This is a genomic window from Streptomyces sp. NPDC005181 (assembly GCF_040608395.1).
In the GTDB taxonomy this organism is placed as follows: Bacteria; Actinomycetota; Actinomycetes; order Streptomycetales; family Streptomycetaceae; genus Streptomyces.
Genome location: NZ_JBEXID010000011.1, coordinates 72,842 through 87,667, shown reverse-complemented (window position 1 = coordinate 87,667; position 14,826 = coordinate 72,842). Strand labels below are relative to the sequence as shown.

The following is a 14,826-nucleotide window of genomic DNA, read 5'->3' as shown; positions in this document are numbered from 1 at the left end:
ACTCTGAAGGTGTGACCCCTCCCCCGGAGGGGGCTTCTCACTCGTCCGCACATGCGAACTCATGGCGGACAGGCCCTGCCCGAGGCCTTTCGGCCGAAGCAGAGCGTAGCGTGTCGGCCTCGGCCGGTGACGTGGAGTCGGGAGAAGTCATGACAGGCCGTGGAGAACCGCCAGAAGGAGCACCCGAGGGGCTCCCCGGCGGTGGTGAGGACGAGTACCGGTCCGTCGTCTTCGACGAGTCGTTCGTCCGCGCTGCCCGGCTCCAGGAATTCTCCGCTCAGGAGCGCATGGGCGAGCACGCCCGCGCCGTACGCAGCCTCCCGGCCCGGCACTTCCGCACCGGATCCCGGGCCGTCATCGCCCTGATCGTCCTGATAGCCATTGCCTTCGCCACGGCCATCTACATGGGCCTCAGCAATCCGTACCAGCCACCCGTCGGCAGACGCGCCGAGCCGCTCCGGTCGACCGTCATACCCCTGGCGCCCCACGGCGCCGTCCCCGGCGGCAAGGCCGCTGACCTCTTCGGCACGAGTCCCGCCGCCCACTTCCGGACAGGTGCCGCAGGCATCAACCTTCCGATGACCCGGCGGACCGACAACTTCTCGGACAGTCAGGTGACCACCGCCCTGACCACGGTCAAGGACTACCTGGTGGCATCCTCCCTCGACCCCGACGTCCTCACCGGCGGCTCGGTGCGGCCGGTGGAGCTGCTGCTCGACCCGGACCAGACGAACCAGTTCGACCGGAGCGTGACCCGATCGGCCGACGACGGGCAGCATGCCGCGACCGGCTGGCTGGTGCGGTTCGATCCGGCGAAGGTGGCGCTGGCCGATCCGGACATTCGGGTCCAGGGCACTCTGGCCTACTCCGAGGCGGGGTCCGACACCCTGGAGGTGGTATCGGACCACACCTTCACGTACGCCCTGCGCCCGGCCGTCTCGGGCCCCCAACAAGCGGGTCGAGTCTCGCTGTTCACCGTACGGCGCGAGCTGCACTTCCGCTTCGACCGGGAGGACCTGCGGCTGCACCGGCTGGAACTGCGGACCAGCTACGTCCAGGCCGGGCCGCAGGCCTGCTCGTCGGACACGACCGGCACCCTGCGCCCGCTGCTCGCCGGTGAGCGCGCGGCCACCCGCGGGCCGGCGGGCACCGACCCGTATGCGACGGGCCGGCCCACGGCGGCGCTCTGCGGGACGCTGGAGGTCAGCTCCCGGTCGGCCCGGGCCCCTGAGGGCTCCCCGGGTCCTCCGTCCCCGACTGCCGGGTCGCCCCGGAGTCATCCGTAGCGCCACCCTTGCCTGCCGCACCGCCGCCGGTGAACTTGTCGCGGAGCTTGCCGCCCAGGTCCCCGGCGCCCCCGGCTATGTCGCCGACGAGCTTCATCAGCGGGTCCTTGCTGGTGCGCACCGAGTCGGCGTAGTGCGTGGCGGACTCCCGGAACGAGTCCGTCACCGACGTGTCCTTGTCGTCTTCGCGCCGCGGGTAGTGGCCGTCCATGATCCGCTGGTAGTCGCGGCTCTCGGACCACTTCTTCAGCTCGGCCGCGCGCACCGTGGTGAACGGGTGGGAGCGGGGCAGCACATTCAGGATCTTGAGTACGGAGTCGCGCAGATCGCCACCCTTCTCGTACTCGTCGGCCTGCGCGAGGAAGGCGTCCACATTCATCTCGTGCAGATGATTGCCACCGGCAATCTTCATCAGACCGCGCATGGAGGCCTTGAGGTCCTGGCCCACCAACAGCCCCGCCCGGTCCGCGGACAGCTCCGACTTGCGGAACCACTCGCGCAGCGCCATCACGATCGTCATGATCGCCACATTGCCGAGCGGGATCCAGGCGACCTTCAGGGCGAGATTGGTGAGGAACAGCAGAATCGTGCGGTAGACGGCGTGACCGGAGAGGGCGTGCCCCACCTCGTGCCCGACGACCGCCCGCATCTCCTCCTCGTCGAGCAGCTCCACCAGCCCCGTCGTCACCACGATGATCGGCTCGTCGAGACCGATGCACATGGCATTCGGCTGCGGGTCCTGGTTCACATACATCGGCGGGACCTTTTCCAGATCCAGGATGTAACAGGCGTCGCGCAGCATGTCGTTGAGATGGGCGAACTGGGCGTCACTCACCCGGACGGAGTCGGAGAGGAAGAGCAACCGCAGACTGCGCTCGGGCAGCAGACCGCTGAGCGCCTTGAACACCGTGTCGAAACCGCTCAGCTTGCGCAGGGCCACCAGAGCCGACCGGTCCGCCGGGTGTTCGTACGCCCGGGACGAGATGCCCGAGAAACGCCTGCGCTGCCTGCTCGGCACGCGCTCGTGACTCGCATGGCTGTTGTCGGTCATGAATTGGGCCCCCTGTTCGTACGAGACGTCGCTCGCCCCCTGACAAATCCCAGCGTAGGCGCTGGGGCTACGGTGTGCGGGGGGCTGTGGATAACTGAGGAGACGCCCAACATGCCGCACACCGTTGCTCTGCTCGCCGCCGCATCCGAGGACCAGGGCCCGGGCAACACCCTTCGGATCGTGCTGCTCGCCGCGCTCATCGGCGCGGCGCTGCTCGCCTGGTTCCTGCTGCGCGGATACCGCAACGACGACAACAACGACTGAGTCGGCGTGAGCGTGCCCGGGGCCCCCGCATACGATGTGCGCGACGTCTTCCTTCCGACTTCCGATCGATAGGTCCTGCCGAAGATGAGCCTCACGAGCACCGCACACCAGCTGGTCACTCTCGCCGCCGAGGGCGGCGAGCACGGTGGTAACCACGAAAGCCTCAGCCCGTACCTCACCGGAGGCGGTGCGGTCGTCACACTTCTGCTCCTGCTGTGGATCACCACCCGCTTCAACCGCGACCGCTGAGGCGAAGGCGTACAGCTGTGCCAGTAGGCTCTGCACGCATGGGAGAGCAGAAAGTGCCTACCGGCCGCGGCAAACGCCGACTCGGTGTGATGGGCGGGACGTTTGACCCGATTCATCATGGACACCTGGTGGCGGCCAGCGAAGTGGCCGCCCAGTTCCACCTCGACGAGGTGATCTTCGTTCCGACCGGGCAGCCGTGGCAGAAGAGCCACAAGGGGGTTTCCCCGGCCGAGGACCGCTATCTGATGACGGTCATCGCGACGGCGTCCAATCCGCAGTTCTCGGTCAGCCGCAGTGACATCGACCGTGGCGGACCGACATACACGATCGATACGCTGCGGGACCTGCGCGCGATCCATGGCGACGCGGACCTCTTCTTCATCACCGGCGCCGACGCTCTCTCGCAGATTCTCACCTGGCGGGACGCCGAGGAGCTGTTCTCGCTGTCCCACTTCATCGGTGTGACACGGCCTGGGCACGTGCTCACGGACGACGGACTGCCGGAGGGCGGTGTCTCCCTCGTGGAGGTCCCGGCGCTCGCGATCTCGTCCACGGACTGTCGTGCGAGAGTCGCGCAGGGGGAACCGGTCTGGTACTTGGTGCCGGACGGTGTGGTCCGCTACATCGACAAGCGCCAGCTGTACCGCGGCGAATGAGCCACGGAGAGGGGCACCGGTGAACGACCGACAGAACCCGTACGACCCGTACTACCAGCAGCCGCAGATCGTCGGCTACGACGAGTACGGGCAGCCGGTGTATCAGCAGCCCGGGCAGCAGGAACAGCAACACCAGCAGCCCCAGCGGCAGTACGACCCGTACGCCCAGCAGGGGCAGGGGCAGGGGCAGGGGCAGGGGCAGCCGGTTCAGCCGGGGTACGGATACGACCCGTACACCCAGCCCCAGCAGCCCCAGCAGTACGACCCGTACGCCTCCCAGCAGCCTCAGCAGCAGACCTACGGCTACGACGGATACGGCTACGACACCGGCCAGCAGCCGGCCGCGGTCGACACCACGGCGCAGTGGAACATCCCGCAGCAGCCCCCCGCCCCGGCGCCCGCCCCGCAGCAGCGGGAGCCGGAGTTCGAGCCGGAGCCGGTCGTACGCGAGCAGCGCCGCGCGGACCGTGACTCCGGCACCGGGCAGTTCTCCTTCATCGAGGAGCCCGACGAGGACTCCGAAGACGTCATCGACTGGCTGAAGTTCACCGAGAGCCGCAGCGAGCGGCGTGAGGAGGCACGGCGCCGCGGCCGCAACCGGATGGTCGCGCTGATCGTCGTGGTGGTCCTGGTCGTGGTCGGCGGTGTCGGCTACCTCTGGTCCGCGGGCAAGATCCCGGGGCTCGGCGGCTCGGAGAAGGAGAACACCGCGACGACGGGTCCGCAGCAGCGCGACGTCATCGTGGTCCATCTGCACAACACCAAGAAGGGCGGCACCTCCACGGCGCTGCTCGTCGACAACGTGACCACCAAGCAGGGGACCACGGTCCTGCTGCCCAACTCGCTCGCAGTCGCCGACGACGAGGGCAACACGACCACCCTCGGCAAGTCCGTCGACGAGGACGGCTCCAACGGCACCCGCGAGTCCATCGACACGCTGCTCGGCACAAAGATCAGCGGCACGTGGCGGCTCGACACCCCGTACCTGGAGAACCTCGTCGACCTGGTCGGCAACATCGAGGTCGACACGGACACCGATGTGCCGGACACCAAGAAGGGTGCGTCGCCCGTGGTCAAGAAGGGTAAGGCGCAGACCCTGAGCGGCCAGATGGCCGTCGCGTACGCCACCTACCGGGGCCCCGGTGAGGCCGAGACGAAGCAGCTCATGCGGTTCGGGCAGGTCATGCGCGGAGTGCTGCGGAAGGTCTCGGACGATCCGAAGGCCGCCACGATCACCGTGCAGACGCTGGCGCAGATCCTGGACCCGTCGCTGCCGGAGAAGGATCTCGGCGCGTCCCTGGCGAAGCTTGCCGAGCACGCCAAGATAGGCGACTACAAGACGGCACTGCTGCCGGTGCAGCCGGACGGCACCCTCACCGACGCGGCCACAGAGAGCGTCGTCAAGGACATCCTGGGCGGCACGGTGAAGGCCCCGGACCAGGACGCGGCCGTGCGGGTCGGCGTCAAGAACGGCACCGGGAACGAGGACGGTACGGAGTCCGCCCGGATCAGGCTGGTCAACGGTGGCTATGCCTTCGTCGGCAGCGGCAACACCGACACCGCGGTGTCGTCCGCGGTCGTCTACAAGGCCGCGGCCGACAAGGAGAAGGCGACCCAGGTCGCCAAGACCCTGGGCCTGCCGGCGAGCGCGGTGAAGCAGGGCAAGCCTGCCGCGAACGCCGATGTGTCCGTTGTCCTCGGCCAGGACTACAAGATCAAATAGTTGGGGCTCCACGCCCTGAACGATCTTCGAGATGGATCTTCGAAAGATCGCTGCGTGGGCTGTCGGCGGTCCGTGAGACCCTAGAGGTTGATCTGACCGCCGACGAAAGCCTGCTTGTGACCGCCACGGACCGCTCCATCGAGCTCATCAACGCCGCCGCTCAGGCGGCCGCCGACCGGCTCGCGCACGACATCATTGCGTACGACGTCAGCGACGTGCTGTCGATCACGGACGCCTTCCTGCTGGCCTCGGCCCCCAACGACCGCCAGGTCAAGTCGATCGTCGACGAGATCGAGGAGCGGCTCCAGGAGGAGCTCGGCGCCAAGCCGGTACGCCGCGAGGGTGACCGCGACGCCCGCTGGATCCTCCTCGACTACGTCGACATCGTGATCCACGTCCAGCACAGCGAGGAGCGTGTCTTCTACGCGCTCGAGCGCCTCTGGAAGGACTGCCCCGAGATCGCGCTCCCCGAGGACGCCGTCAAGACTCGCGGCAAGGCCGAGGAGCACGCCCAGCTCACCGGCAGCACGGAAGGTGACCAGAGCTGAACGGCAGCAGCAGCGGCAGGGGCCGCAGGATCGTCCTCTGGCGACACGGCCAGACGGCGTGGAACCTGGAGCGCCGATTCCAGGGCTCCACGGACATTGAGCTGACCGAGACCGGCGTCGGGCAGGCCCACCGGGCCGCCCGGCTGCTCGCCTCGCTGAAGCCGGACGCGATCGTCGCCTCCGATCTGCGACGGGCGGCGGCCACGGCCGCCGAGCTCGCCGCGATCACCGGGCTGGAGATCGCCCATGACGCGGGACTGCGCGAGACCTACGCGGGTGCCTGGCAGGGCCTCACCCATGAGGAGATCGTCCGGCAGTACGGCGAGCAGTACGCCGCGTGGAAGCGCGGCGAGCCCGTACGGCGCGGCGGCGGCGAGCTGGAGACCGAGGTCGCCGACCGGGCCGCCCCTGTCGTGCTCGATCACGCCGACAAGCTGCCCGACGGCGGCACGCTCGTCGTGGTCAGCCACGGCGGCACGATCCGCACGACCATCGGGCGGCTGCTCGGCCTGGAGGCGCACCACTGGGAAGGGCTCGGCGGACTCTCCAACTGCTGCTGGTCGGTGCTGGGCGAGGGCGCACGCGGCTGGCGCCTGCTGGAGCACAACGCCGGCACACTGCCCGAGCCCGTGCTCGGCGATGACGCCTAGCCCCCCTTCGGGGCGCGCCGGGACGGTGCCCGGAGGCCGCCTCCGGGCGGCGTCGGCCGGATTTCACTTTCTGGCTGGTCACAGGCTAAAGTTCTTCTTGTTCGCAGCGCGGAAACGCAGGGAAACACAGCGAACAGAGGGGCTATAGCTCAGTTGGTAGAGCGCCTGCATGGCATGCAGGAGGTCAGGAGTTCAATTCTCCTTAGCTCCACAATCAGGATCCCGTCCCCGTCAGGGGGCGGGATCTTCGCGTTCCCGGCTCACCCCTCCCGGCGTCGGCGCAGCGCCGCCAACTGCTGCCCCCTCTCCTCGTCGGCCGGGGTGTATGCCACGATCCGGCTCCGGCAGCCCATTGACGGACAGCGACACGGACGTCATCCGTATCTCGGAGTCAGCTGCCCAGTGCCGGAATGTCTTCGCCCGCGGACCCGGCGGGGCGACGTCCCCCTCTGCCAGAGCTCGGCGAAGGAGGGACTGGCCGCCGAGAGCCGGTCCACGAACGACCGCAGGTCCTGGAGACCGTGGCGCGTACGCTCCGGCTGGACGCCCCGGAGCGGATGGGACGGCCTTGCCGCCCCGACGATCCGTACCGAACTCGGCGCGTCCGGTGCCGGGTTGCAGCTGTTTGTGGCCGGCCGCACCATCTCGTACGCCGTCCTGCTGATCACCGGCGCCAGGCTCGGAGGTCTGTTCGGACGCGGCCGGGCCCATCTCGTCGGGCCTGCGGTCTTCACCGCCGCCTTGCTCGCCTGCGGACTGGCTGCGGACACCGGGCAGTTGATCGCCTTCCGGCTGATCCAGGGCGCAGGTACGGCGGTGATGGTTCCGCAGGTACTCAGCCTCATCCAGCGGCACTTGACCGGCGCGGCGCGCATCCGGGCGCTCGGTGCCTACAGCGCGGTTCTGGTCACCGGGGCAGCTGCCGGGCAGGTGGTCGGCGGAGTGCTGCGTATCCCCGGCATCGCCCGGGCGGCCGTGCGCATTCTGCTGGTGATGGCGATCAACGCGGGCTTCCTCTTCGCAATGACGCTGCATGTCCAGGGCGGTCTCGGCCACTCGGCGCTGCGCGCCGGGCTGATGTTCGGGCCGACCGCGGTGGTCTTCGGAGCGGTCGGAATGACCTGGCGGCGGTGGCCCGCAGGACTCCAAAAGGTCCTGGTTCCGGGCGGATTCGTCCTGGCGGCCGTCGCTTCAGTGGCCTTCGGGCTCGTGATGCGCGACGGCGGGGAGGCGGACTCAGGCTGTATGCGGCTTTGGTGGTCATGGGCGCAGGCCATGTTCTTCCTCAACCACCTTGATACGCCAGGGGCGCACGGGTCCGCGGACGCGCTGCGGGTATGCGCCCTCGCACTCCTGGTGGCCGCGATCGCGGGTACGTCGGCCGGTCTCGTACGGCGTCGGCAGCCGGTCGATTCTCAGCAGGGCTGACCCCCTTGCGGGGCCATGGCAGAATCGGACCGCCGGAGGGGGAGACGGACCGAACGGGAGGGAGCGCGCGATGCCTGCGAGCCGCCACGAGGTCGCGGACCTGCCCCTTTTTCCCGGAGTTTCCCGCGTGTTCGAAGCCCCCGAGGCCTCCGAGTTCCCCGAAGGCGGCGTCGGCTGACTCATGGGTGCACACAGGCGGAAGTGCGACTGGTGCGGCAGTGGTACGCCCATTGTCAGGGACATGGACCCGATCAACCTCGAGTACCAGTACTGGTGCGAGGAGTGTGCGCGGGCGCTGATCATAAAAGGCGACCCGATCGAGACGTATCGGGAGCTGGAGGGGGAGCCGATCTACGGGCGGCTCCTGGAGGACCACTGCACCCTCAAGCGCTTCTACTCCTTCGCCACCGCCTGAGCGCCACGCCGATAAGCGTTCCAAAACGGGCTATATCGGCACCAAGGGGAATCGATTTGGTGGTGGGCCGGGGGGACCGTGTAATGTTCTCGATGTCGCCAGGGAGACCGGGCGGAAAACAGCACGGGGCTATAGCTCAGTTGGTAGAGCGCCTGCATGGCATGCAGGAGGTCAGGAGTTCAATTCTCCTTAGCTCCACAGGGAAGTAACAAGAAGCGGGTCATCCGAATCGGATGACCCGCTTCTTGTCGATGCAGGGCTTGTTTGTGCAGGTCAACTCCGGCCACTGCCAAGGGCCTTGCGCCCGGCGCCCGGCGGCAGCGCGGGACGTTCCGCGGGTGCCTGCTCGATACGGAGTGCCAGCGCGGGGCACCGTCGCACAGCGCGCTGCGCGCGTCCCCGCAGATGCACCGGAACCGCGGCATCCGCGAGTGCGGGGTAACCATCGGGGCCCAGCCTGATCAGCTCCGGGACGATGTCCGCGCAGAGCCCGTGGCCCTTGCAGAGCGTCCAGTCCACCGCCAGCTTCTCGCCGCTCGGAATGGACTCCTCCAGGTCCTGGTAGCCGGGCGCGGGCAGGGGCAGGACCCCGACCGTCTCCCGGCCGCAGCCGCCGTTCAGGACATGGGCGGCCAGATCGTCCGTGAACGCGGACAGGGTCGAGGTCAGGAAGCGGGCTGAGCCGTCCGGATGTTTGCAGGCGCCCCGGCCCTTCACCGCCTGCGTCACCTCGCGCAGCGCCTCCAGGGCTGCGGGCCCGCCGCCGTTCAGCAGGTCGGACAGTCCGCCGGCCGCGGCCGGCAGCCCCAGTTTGCAGGGGCCGCACTGGCCCGCAGTCTCGGCGGCCAGCCAGTTCGCGATCCGCAGCGACTCGCCGAGCGGGCAGGTCTCGGGCCCGATCGGCAGGATCGCGCCTGCGCCCAGCGCGCCGCCCGCCGCCGCCAGGGAAGCCCGGGAGACGACGGCGTCGTGCGTGGCCATCGCGTCGATCCAGTTGCCGTGGTAGCCGCCGGTCAGCACGCCCTGGGGCAGCGGCGGCGCGCCGGCGAGCTGGAGTACGTACCGCAGGGGCACACCGGTGGGCACCTCGATGACCATCGGGCGCGAGACGGCACCGGAGAGGGTGAGCAGCACCGTGCCGGGCTCGTCGGGCAGTCCGGTGTGCCCGTAGCGGCGGGCGCCGATCCGGGCGGCGACGGCGAGCTGCGCGTACGTCTCGGCGTTCGACAGCAGTGTCGGGGCGCCGCCGACGCCCGACTCGGCCGCCCGCTCGCGACGGCCCGGCGGCAGCGCGGGGCCACCGCCCGCCGCCCTGATGACCGCGGAGGCCTCGCCGGAGACCATCCGTTCGGGGGTGCGCACCACGCGGGCGCGCAGCTGCTGCCCGCGCCGGTCGGACAGGCCACGCTCGGCGAGAGCGCTGCGTATGGAGATCTCCGTGGAGTTACGGGTGACGGCGACGATCAGCGTGCGGGCGCCGAGCGCCTCCGCCGCCAGCAGCGCGCCGTCCAGGATCAGGTGCGGTGCGCGGTTCAGCAGGACGGTGTCCTTGCGGCAGGCCGGCTCGCCCTCGCTGCCGTTGATCACGACGACGGGGCGTACCCCGCGTCGGATGGACGCCTTGGCGACGGCCCGCAGCTTCTTTCCGAAGGGGAAGCCCGCACCGCCGCGGCCACGCAGTGAGATGGATTCGGTCAGTTCGGCCAGGCGCTCTCCGGTCATCGGTTCGAGAGGTCCGTGCACCTTCAGATGCATGGGGAGGTCTAGCCGCTCCACCAGGTCGAACCCGGTGGTCAGCTGAGGGAGGCCGACGACGCGGACTTCGGGCACGTCGGGGAGGGGGAGGTTCACGGTCGGTCTCCTGCGGGTGCCTGCCAGGGTTCTCCGGCAGGGGGCGGGTAGAGCGGCCCCGGCAGCGGTGCGGTCTCGTCGACGGCGGGCAGCGGGCCGGTCGGCATGTCGGTTCCGTACGGGTCGTACGGGTGTTCCTGGGCGGGCTCGTACGGGGGACGGAACGTCTGGGTCTGTGCCTGGGCCGGTGGTGCGGGTGAGGGAGCGGGCCAGCGTCCGGCCGGTTGCTGGGGGCTCGGCCCGGGGACCGGAACCGCGTTCTCGGCGGCCCGCGAGACCGCACGGTAGGCGGCGGAGATTCCGGGGTCGGGGCCCGTACGGAGGGGTCCTGAGCCCCCGATGGGTCCGGTGTCGGGGCTCGTGGCCAGACGGTCGGAGCTGCGGGGCGGAGCCCCGTACGAAGTCTCGTACGGGGCCTCGTACAGCGGTGGGACGGGTGCGGAGAGAGGCATGCGCGGGCGGTCGAACGACGACGGCAGCGGGGTGCCTCGCAGATCCCGGCCGAGCCCGCCGTAGGCGCGTTCCCGGCCCAGCTCCTCCCGGCCCAGTTCTTCCCGCCCGAGCGGAAGTACGTGCTCCGCACCGGGCAGCGAGGCCTCGCGGGGCATCGGATCCAGTTCGGAGGGGAAGGCATCGGGCTTGATCAGAGCGGCGATCAGACCGGTGATCCGGCGTTTCGCCGGCGGCGGCAGCAGTCGCAGGCACAGGGCGGCGGCCACCGCGACCAGGCAGAGGCTGTACATCACGACGACCCAGGTCGCGGGTGGCCGGCCCGCGTACAGACCGTGGATCAGCGCAGCACACCAGGCCGGATAGGACAGGGCGTGCAGCGCGCGCCAGCGGCCTGCTACGCGGCCCGGGGTGGCGAAGGCGCTGCGCAGCGCGCCCGTTGCGGCGGCGACGACCATCAGCAGCCCGGCCAGCGAGCCGAAGCCGATCAGCCCGGCCGTGCCGCTCACACCGAGGCCGAAGGGTACGAGGGCGCCCAGCAGTGCCACATGTCCGAGCGCGACCTTCACGGTGACATGCAGGAGCAGGAAGCCGAGCGAGGCGGAGGCGGCGGCCCGGTGGATGCCCTGGCCGAGCAGGCGCTGCCGTGAGGACAGGAACAGCCGGTCGGTGGCGATCAGGCCCCAGGCCACCGCGGCGGTGAGCGAGACCAGTGACAGAACACCGGTGGTGAAATCGAGTGCGGCGCGCAAGTCGTCGCTCCCTGCGACGGCGAGCAGAGGGATGAGAACCAGCACGGCGACGGTGAGCCCGCCCTGTACCGAGCGGTTCGGTCCGGCGCTCAAGGTGGGGGATGAGCGGATCTTGCGATGAGGGTTCATTGGGGCGACTCCGAATGGTTCGGCAAAGCGGTCCCGTTGCGGCATGCTAAGGCGCTCCATACCGGCCAGTACGGGGTTTGAGCGGTTGCCCCGATAGAGGGCGGTACGCGGAGTAACCCCCGCTTCCCGGACCTTCCGCCGCCGCCTCGCGGAGGGCCGGCAGTGACCTTGCGGACGATCCGCCGCCGCTTTCCGGGGTCCTCCACAGGCTCTCCGCGGGCCGTGCCGGGGGCTCCGTCGTTGGTCCTCGTCCACGGAGCGGAAGCGTCCGGCTGAGGTCCGGGCCCGTGCGGTACCCTGGCGCCATGCGTGCCGTACGCCTTCTGCTTAGCGAGCCGCGCTGATCAGTCCCGACCGGTGTGAATGCCTGGTTGGAATCGGCGCGGCGTCCCCTCCTGTGCGAGGGGCTTTTTCGTTTTCGTAAGCGCTGGCAGATGACGATCGATGGAGCTTTGAGGATCATGAGCGAGACGAATTCCGCAGCCGAGGTGGCTGCGCCGCACCGCTATACGGCGGCAATGGCTGCCGACATCGAGGCACGATGGCAGGACTTCTGGGACGCCCACGGCACGTACGAGGCGCCGAACCCGACCGGCGATCTGGCGGACAATCCGGAACTGGCCGCCAAGCCGAAGAAGTTCATCATGGACATGTTCCCGTACCCCTCGGGTGCGGGCCTGCACGTCGGTCACCCGCTGGGCTATATCGCCACCGATGTCTTCGCCCGTCACCAGCGCATGACCGGGCACAACGTGCTGCACACCCTGGGCTTCGACGCCTTCGGTCTGCCGGCGGAGCAGTACGCCGTACAGACGGGTACGCACCCGCGCGCCTCCACCGAGGCCAACATGGAGAACATGAAGTTCCAGCTGCGCCGGCTGGGCCTGGGCCACGACAAGCGCCGCTCGTTCGCGACGATCGAGGCGGACTACTACAAGTGGACCCAGTGGATCTTCCTGCAGATCTTCAACTCCTGGTACGACACCGAGGCGGACCGGGCCCGGCCGATCGCCGACCTGGTCGCGCAGTTCGAGAACGGTGAGCGTCCGACCCCGGACGGCCGTGACTGGAGCGCGCTGAGCGCCGTCGAGCGCGCCGACGTCCTGGGCCATTACCGCCTGGCGTACGCCTCCGTCGCGCCCGTCAACTGGTCGCCGGGGCTGGGCACCGTCCTGGCCAACGAAGAGGTGACGGCCGACGGGCGTTCCGAGCGCGGCAATTTCCCCGTCTTCAAGGCCAAGCTGCGCCAGTGGAACATGCGCATCACCGCTTACGCCGACCGGCTGCTGAACGACCTGGACGGACTGGACTGGCCCGAGGCGATCAAGCTGCAGCAGCGCAACTGGATCGGACGTTCCGAGGGCGCGCGTGTCGACTTCCCGGTCGACGGCGCCGGGAACATCACCGTTTTCACCACCCGCCAGGACACCCTGTTCGGCGCCACCTACATGGTGCTGGCGCCCGAGCACGACCTGGTGGAGCGGATCATTCCGGCTGCCTGGCCCGAGGGCACCCACCCGGTGTGGACCGGCGGACACGCGTCCCCGGCCGAGGCCGTCACCGCGTACCGCAAGCAGGCCGCCGCCAAGTCCGACGTGGAGCGGCAGGCCGAAGCCAAGGACAAGACCGGCGTCTTCACCGGCGCGTACGCGACCAACCCGGTCAGCGGCGAAAAAGTGCCCGTCTTCATCGCCGACTACGTCCTGATGGGCTACGGCACCGGCGCGATCATGGCCGTCCCGGCGCACGACGCGCGCGACTTCGCCTTTGCGCGCGCCTTCGAGCTGCCGATGCGCTGTGTCGTCGAGCCGTCGGACGACCGCGGCACGGACCCCTCCACCTGGGACGACGCGTTCGCCTCGTACGAAGCGAAGCTGGTCAACTCCGCGAGCGACGAGATCTCGCTGGACGGCCTGGGTGTCGTCGACGCCAAGGCGAAGATCACTGCATGGCTGCAGGCGAAGGGCCTGGGCGAGGGAACCGTCAACTTCCGGCTGCGCGACTGGCTGTTCAGCCGTCAGCGCTACTGGGGCGAGCCCTTCCCGATCGTGTACGACGAGGACGGCGTCGCCCACCCGCTGCCCGAGTCGATGCTGCCGCTGGAGCTGCCGGAGGTCGACGACTACTCGCCGCGCACCTTCGACCCGGACGACGCCGACACCCAGCCCGAGACCCCGCTGTCGCGGAACGCCGACTGGGTCAACGTCACCCTGGACCTGGGCGACGGCAACGGCCCGAAGAAGTACCGCCGAGAGACCAACACCATGCCCAACTGGGCAGGTTCCTGCTGGTACGAGCTGCGTTACCTGGACCCGAACAACGACCGGCAGCTGGTCGACCCGGCGATCGAGCAGTACTGGATGGGTCCGCGCGAGGGCCGGCCGACCGGTGGCGTCGACCTGTACGTGGGCGGCGCCGAGCACGCCGTACTGCACCTGCTGTACGCGCGATTCTGGTCCAAGGTCCTGCACGACCTGGGGTACGTCTCCTCGGCCGAGCCGTTCCACAAGCTGTACAACCAGGGCATGATCCAGGCGTTCGTCTACCGGGACAGCCGCGGTATCGCGGTTCCGGCGGCCGAGGTCGAGGAGCGTGACGGGGCGTTCTACTACCAGGGCGAGAAGGTCAGCCGCGTCCTGGGCAAGATGGGCAAGTCCCTGAAGAACGCCGTCACGCCCGACGAGATCTGCGCCGAGTACGGGGCGGACACGCTGCGTCTGTACGAGATGGCGATGGGCCCCCTGGACGTATCGCGGCCGTGGGACACCCGTGCCGTCGTCGGCCAGTACCGGCTGCTGCAGCGGCTGTGGCGCAACGTCGTCGACGAGGAGACCGGTGAGGTCACCGTCGTGGACACCGAGCCCGGCGAGGACACGCTGCGTGCGCTGCACAAGGCCATCGACGGCGTAGGCCAGGACATGGCCGGGATGCGCTTCAACACCGCCATTGCCAAGGTCACCGAGCTGAACAACCACCTGACCAAGGTGGGCGGCCCGCTGTCGCGGTCCGTCGCCGAGCGGCTGGTGCTGCTGGTGGCGCCGCTGGCGCCGCACATCGCCGAGGAGCTGTGGCGCCGGCTGGGCCACACCGATTCGGTCGTGCACCAGGACTTCCCGGTCGCCGACCCGGCATACGTCATGGACGAGACCGTGACCTGCGTGGTGCAGGTCAAGGGCAAGGTCAAGGCGCGGCTGGAGATCTCCCCGTCAATCACGGACGAGGAGCTGGAGGCGCTGGCCCTGGCCGACCCCGCAGTGGTCGCGGCGCTGGACGGGGCCGGGATCCGCAAGGTGATCGTGCGGGCGCCGAAGCTGGTCAACATCGTCCCTGCGTGACGATCTCCGGCTAGCCGCCGATCGCCTCACGACGGTGTG

At 69.4% G+C, this 14,826-nt stretch carries 13 protein-coding genes, 2 tRNA genes and 1 pseudogene; 12 read left to right on the top strand and 4 right to left on the bottom strand.

Features of this window, described 5'->3' with window-relative positions; all coding sequences use genetic code 11:
* The first annotated feature begins 149 nt into the window (after positions 1–149).
* Positions 150–1,286: a hypothetical protein gene (locus ABZV38_RS10775; RefSeq protein WP_356326430.1), complete on the top strand. Its 1,137-nt coding sequence runs from the start codon at positions 150–152 to the stop codon at positions 1,284–1,286.
* Here ABZV38_RS10775 and ABZV38_RS10770 read toward each other — a convergent pair.
* A complete protein-coding gene (locus ABZV38_RS10770) occupies positions 1,204–2,337 on the bottom strand; it encodes a M48 family metallopeptidase (protein ID WP_356326429.1) in 1,134 nt (377 codons plus the stop codon). The two genes, ABZV38_RS10775 and ABZV38_RS10770, sit on opposite strands and share 83 nt — an antisense overlap.
* Before the next feature lie 111 nt (positions 2,338–2,448).
* Here ABZV38_RS10770 and ABZV38_RS10765 point away from each other — a divergent pair, with 111 nt between their 5' ends.
* The 7 genes from ABZV38_RS10765 (at position 2,449) to ABZV38_RS10735 (ending at position 6,638) form a co-directional block, all read left to right on the top strand.
* Positions 2,449–2,601 carry a hypothetical protein gene (locus tag ABZV38_RS10765; protein WP_176902209.1) on the top strand — a complete coding sequence of 51 codons (153 nt, stop codon included), beginning with the start codon at positions 2,449–2,451 and terminating at the stop codon, positions 2,599–2,601.
* Between the two features lie 84 nt (positions 2,602–2,685).
* Positions 2,686–2,850, top strand: a complete 165-nt coding sequence (locus ABZV38_RS10760; RefSeq protein ID WP_356326428.1) for a hypothetical protein — start codon at positions 2,686–2,688, stop codon at positions 2,848–2,850.
* A 38-nt stretch (positions 2,851–2,888) separates the two neighbouring features.
* Entirely contained in the window at positions 2,889–3,506 is a 618-nt protein-coding gene (gene nadD / locus ABZV38_RS10755) for a nicotinate-nucleotide adenylyltransferase (RefSeq protein ID WP_356326427.1), read from the top strand.
* Between the two features lie 19 nt (positions 3,507–3,525).
* Positions 3,526–5,229 carry an LCP family protein gene (locus ABZV38_RS10750; RefSeq protein WP_356326426.1) on the top strand — a complete coding sequence of 568 codons (1,704 nt, stop codon included), beginning with the start codon at positions 3,526–3,528 and terminating at the stop codon, positions 5,227–5,229.
* 116 nt (positions 5,230–5,345) lie between these two features.
* A complete protein-coding gene (rsfS, locus tag ABZV38_RS10745; protein ID WP_356326425.1) occupies positions 5,346–5,777 on the top strand; it encodes a ribosome silencing factor in 432 nt (143 codons plus the stop codon).
* Positions 5,774–6,427 carry a histidine phosphatase family protein gene (locus ABZV38_RS10740; protein ID WP_030921157.1) on the top strand — a complete coding sequence of 218 codons (654 nt, stop codon included), beginning with the start codon at positions 5,774–5,776 and terminating at the stop codon, positions 6,425–6,427. Before rsfS ends, ABZV38_RS10740 begins: the two co-directional genes overlap by 4 nt.
* A gap of 138 nt (positions 6,428–6,565) precedes the next feature.
* A tRNA-Ala gene (locus tag ABZV38_RS10735) sits at positions 6,566–6,638 on the top strand.
* A 49-nt stretch (positions 6,639–6,687) separates the two neighbouring features.
* Here ABZV38_RS10735 and ABZV38_RS10730 read toward each other — a convergent pair.
* A pseudogene (locus tag ABZV38_RS10730) lies at positions 6,688–6,927 on the bottom strand (transcriptional regulator); the annotation flags it as partial.
* Here ABZV38_RS10730 and ABZV38_RS10725 point away from each other — a divergent pair.
* From ABZV38_RS10725 to ABZV38_RS10715, 3 genes are all read left to right on the top strand, one after another.
* On the top strand, positions 6,902–7,855 hold the full coding sequence (locus ABZV38_RS10725; protein WP_356326471.1) for an MFS transporter: 954 nt from the start codon (positions 6,902–6,904) through the stop codon (positions 7,853–7,855). The pseudogene ABZV38_RS10730 and the gene ABZV38_RS10725 sit on opposite strands and share 26 nt — an antisense overlap.
* Positions 7,856–8,036: 181 nt before the next feature.
* Positions 8,037–8,270 carry a hypothetical protein gene (locus ABZV38_RS10720; protein ID WP_356326424.1) on the top strand — a complete coding sequence of 78 codons (234 nt, stop codon included), beginning with the start codon at positions 8,037–8,039 and terminating at the stop codon, positions 8,268–8,270.
* Between the two features lie 125 nt (positions 8,271–8,395).
* Positions 8,396–8,468: transfer RNA gene (locus ABZV38_RS10715), tRNA-Ala, on the top strand.
* Positions 8,469–8,543: 75 nt separating this feature from the next.
* Here the strand turns inward: ABZV38_RS10715 and ABZV38_RS10710 are convergent.
* Together ABZV38_RS10710 and ABZV38_RS10705 are read right to left on the bottom strand one after the other, a co-directional pair.
* Positions 8,544–10,121 (bottom strand): NADH-ubiquinone oxidoreductase-F iron-sulfur binding region domain-containing protein, encoded by a 1,578-nt coding sequence (locus ABZV38_RS10710; RefSeq protein ID WP_356326423.1) that lies wholly within the window; start codon positions 10,119–10,121, stop codon positions 8,544–8,546.
* Positions 10,118–11,452 carry a hypothetical protein gene (locus ABZV38_RS10705; RefSeq protein ID WP_356326422.1) on the bottom strand — a complete coding sequence of 445 codons (1,335 nt, stop codon included), beginning with the start codon at positions 11,450–11,452 and terminating at the stop codon, positions 10,118–10,120. Before ABZV38_RS10705 ends, ABZV38_RS10710 begins: the two co-directional genes overlap by 4 nt.
* A gap of 461 nt (positions 11,453–11,913) precedes the next feature.
* On the opposite strand from ABZV38_RS10705, the gene leuS reads away from it, so the two are divergent.
* Positions 11,914–14,787 carry a leucine--tRNA ligase gene (leuS, locus tag ABZV38_RS10700; RefSeq protein ID WP_356326421.1) on the top strand — a complete coding sequence of 958 codons (2,874 nt, stop codon included), beginning with the start codon at positions 11,914–11,916 and terminating at the stop codon, positions 14,785–14,787.
* Positions 14,788–14,826: the final 39 nt, after the last annotated feature.